2 protein-coding genes are annotated in these 3813 nt (G+C 52.0%); both read right to left on the reverse strand.

Translation table 11 applies throughout. The features are described from left to right. Window positions 1-47 precede the first annotated feature (47 nt). A complete protein-coding gene (locus KM295_RS16680; protein WP_256031501.1) occupies window positions 48-2903 on the reverse strand; it encodes a type I restriction endonuclease subunit R in 2856 nt (951 codons plus the stop codon). Further along, window positions 2896-3813 (reverse strand): restriction endonuclease subunit S (locus KM295_RS16685; RefSeq protein ID WP_256031503.1); only part of this gene is annotated, 918 nt, incomplete at its 5' end. The genes KM295_RS16685 and KM295_RS16680, both read right to left, overlap by 8 nt.

The raw sequence follows: 3813 nt of genomic DNA on the forward strand, positions 1-3813 counted from the left end.
TGGGTCGGGGATATTGAACACATCCAGACCCAGACACTTTCTCGTGGTCAACTCGGCGATTCAATTGCACTGATTACACCGGTTGGGAAGTACCGATTATAGCTTGTATCAACACGTTCGGTGAACTGTGAGACGATTCCCTCTGCGACTTCCTCCGCTCCCTTATCGCTGTCAATCGCTTCAGGTGTCTCCTCCGTGAGATGAGTGTAGATGGCGAACTCTGCGTCGTCCATCCCTTGCTCTTCAGCCTCTTCTTCGACGTTCAATACCTCCTCTTCAACAGATTTGAGGGCTTCAACCGCTTCGGGATCGCTGATTTCGTCACCTTGCCACCGTTCCACTATATCAGTCACGCGCTCGCTCAATCGCTTGTAACGAGGGTTCTGATTTTCTCGTGGGTGAAGGTGTTCTTGAGTTGCATGGGCTATCTGCGAAGCGGCTACTCCGGGGTTATCCAGTCCTTCTACGTCTTCGAGATACTCTTCTCCAAGCTTGTAAGTGGGAAAGTCCCGTTTGATCTCCCCGATTTCAACGTGTTCATTAATAATTTCTCGCGTCTTTTCTCGCATCCCGTCCTCGGGATTATCCTCGCCTGACGTTGTGCGCTTGAACGCGACGTGGATTCGACTGAGCCACTTGTACTCACGCTCAATTCCCTCACTCACGAGCCGTCCATCAGGAGCTACAGCCTCGTAGAGATTTTCAAGCCGCCGGAACCCCTGCTTGAACTCACGACGTTCGGGATGTGTACTGACGCGCTCAACGGCTTCGGAGGTCGCCTCTTGAGTGTCAGTCTTCGGAATCCCATCAAAGATACTCATTACCCGTTCGATCTGCTCTACGAGGTCATCATAGAGTTCGTCTTTGTCACGAGCGGCGTAAGCTTTCGTCTCGGCGTCGTAGTCGAGAGCTTCGTCAATATTCTCGAAGACGCCTTGAAAGTCCACAATCTCTCCATTTTCTTTACCTGATGCTGGCCGGTTCGTCCGAGCGATAGCCTGCATTAGATTGTGGTTCTTGAGATTCCGATCGAGATACATCGTCTTGAGTATCGGCGCATCAAAGCCCGTCAGGAGCATATTGTGAACGACAAGGAGTTTCGGATTCTCGTCGTCTTTGAACGCCTTGACGATGCTATCGCGCTCCTCGGAGTCCGTGTGGAATTGCTTGATGAGATCGGGATCGTCTTTAGTCGAAGTGTAGAGGACTTCCACTTCCTCGTCACCGCGCCGTTCGATGAGTCGCTCACCGTACATGGCCGCAGATCGTCGGCTTGGGGTTACGACCATCCCCTTCCAGCCGTTCGGAGATACGTGGTCGTCGTAGTGAGTATCTATTTCTTCGACAGCTCGCTCAACACGTGGCTCGATTTCTGCAAGCGTCGTCGCCGTGACGTTCTCCCGGATCGCCTCGCGTTTCTGGTCGGTGGTCATTCCACGGAACTCCTGCTCAAACTCCTCATCGAGTCCCGCCTCGTCTATCTCCCACTCCATCTCGTGACGAAGCGTGAAGTACACCGGAAGGATCAGGCCGTCATCAATTCCTTGTTTGACCGAGTAGCGGTGAAGATAGTCCTCGCCTTTGGGGGAGAACTCGCGGAAGGTGTTCTTGTCCTTCTCGCGCTCGCCTTCCCGAACAGGAGTTCCGGTGAATCCGAAGTGGTAGCAGTCGGGAAGTGCCGCATCGAGACGACTTCCGAGATCTGCTTCCATAAAACGATGTGCTTCGTCAGACATGACGACGACCTCATCGTTGCCCTGCACGTTGGGATCAACGTCCTCGAACTTCTGGATAGTCGTGAGAACGAGTTGACTGCTTCCCTCCTCGATAAGTCGCTGGAGGTGGTCGATAGATTCGGCTTCTGTCCATTGCTCCAGCGAGAGGTTCGCCAGTTGGTCGCGCATTTGGGAGTTCAGCTTGTCCGTATCGACGATGATGAACACCTGTGGATTACGGGAGACTGTGGGCCGCGAGAGGAGGTTCTCGGCGGCGTAAAGCATGGTGAATGACTTCCCCGATCCCTGTGTGTGCCATATCAAACCGCGCTTGTGTTGCCCCTTACGGACGCGCTCAAGGATTCGATTCACGGCATAGTATTGCATATATCGAGGGACGATTTTCGCATCTCCACCAGCTCGTCTCTCGTAGAACACGAAGTTATTGAGCAAATCAAGAATAGATTCTGGATTACATAGCGCCTTGATCGCCTGCCCCATCTCGTTATCATCGTTGAATTTCTCGGAGGGGTTCCACGGCTCGTAGAACTCCTTTGGAGCGCCAACTGCGCCATACCGGAGTTCCATCGTATCGGCGGCGATGTTGAATAGGCCGGGGACGAACAGCCGAGATACATCCTCCTCGTACTGCTTGAGGTCGCTGACGGCGTCGTGCCAGTCGTTATCCTGTGCGAGGCTCTTGAGTTCCATCGTCACGAGTGGAATCCCGTTCACGAACAGATTCACGTCCGGACGGATGGTCGTTTCGCGGGAAACTGAGAACTGATTCACCGCGTGAAAACGATTCGTCTCGGGATTCTCGTAGTCGATAAGATCGACATAGACCGTCTCACTTCCGCCCTTATCGCTGTTGACCGTGAATTTCTTTCCCTTGGTGAGAAACTGGTAGAATGCACGATTACCATCCATCAAGTTCTCGGCGTCGAGGTCGCGGCGGAGAGAGGAAACGAACTTATCGACGTTGTCCTCGGTCACGTCCTCGTTCAATGCGACGACCTGCTCGGCAAGGAGGTTCCAGTAGATGATCTCGTGGCTATCACGCTCGTAGGCTTCATCGAGAATGTTCGCACCTCGGTCGCCATCCTGTCCGTGCGTCTCCCATCCGACACCGTCAAGCCAAGAGAGAAGCGAGCGTTCGACGCCGCCCTCTGATGGGATGCTAACCATATTGGGCGACTTCTTCGGGAATCTCTATGTTAGTGTCGGTTGTTCGGACTGTCCCCGAAAGGAGGTCTTGCATTAGACCGCGTTTGAGGCATTCCAAACGTTCACAATAATCTTTGTTGAAGAGAATCTGTGATTCAATAGAATTAACCACTTCAACTATCTTTTCTTGCTCTTCTTTGCTTGGAATAGGAATTCGCATATTCAGCAAATCAGACCCCGCTATATTCTGTTGTCCTGACCCTTTTTTCCGTCGGTTAATTCGGCTTCTGCCAACATTGCTATTGAAATAATACCGCAGGTACTCGGGGTTTAGCGTGTTTTCGAGCCGGAACCGAATCATATACGCACCGGGAATTGTCGGAATCTCGTGTCCGTCCCAAGTTGTGGTAATACCACTATACGCACCCGACCGGCTAACTACCAAGTCACCCTTCTTGAGCAGATGTTTCTGGAACTCGTTAATGTCGAGGTCTGCCCGAGGCATTGTTTCACGAGTGATATTTCCGCGTCTGTCTAAGTCTGTGGTTCGAAGGGTTGCTATCCCTCCGTTTTCATCGTACTTCTCTGAATCATACCGGGGGCCAAATGCACTTTCGATAGTATGTTCAGAAAGTTGCTCGAAGTCCCAATCAGCAGGAAACTCGACCAGTCGTCGTTCCTCTATCTTGTCGTGATTGGAATATCCCTCTCGGAATAGGTCTTGTTCAGTAGCCTGCCTCAACTGACCTGCTTGGTCAATAATTTCTTTTGTCTTCTGAATCGCTTGGTCAACGTTGTAGAGTACGGAGGCAATTTTGCGCTGTTCGGGGAGTGGAGGAAGGGCAAAATCAAAGCATGCGTCTTTAGCTAAGCGAAGAACCGCCTGATGGCAGTGGCTTATCGAGACATCTTTTCGAGAGGAGTGAGGAGG

It is taken from the genome of Natronomonas aquatica, assembly GCF_024449025.1.
Lineage (GTDB): Archaea > Halobacteriota > Halobacteria > Halobacteriales > Haloarculaceae > Natronomonas > Natronomonas aquatica.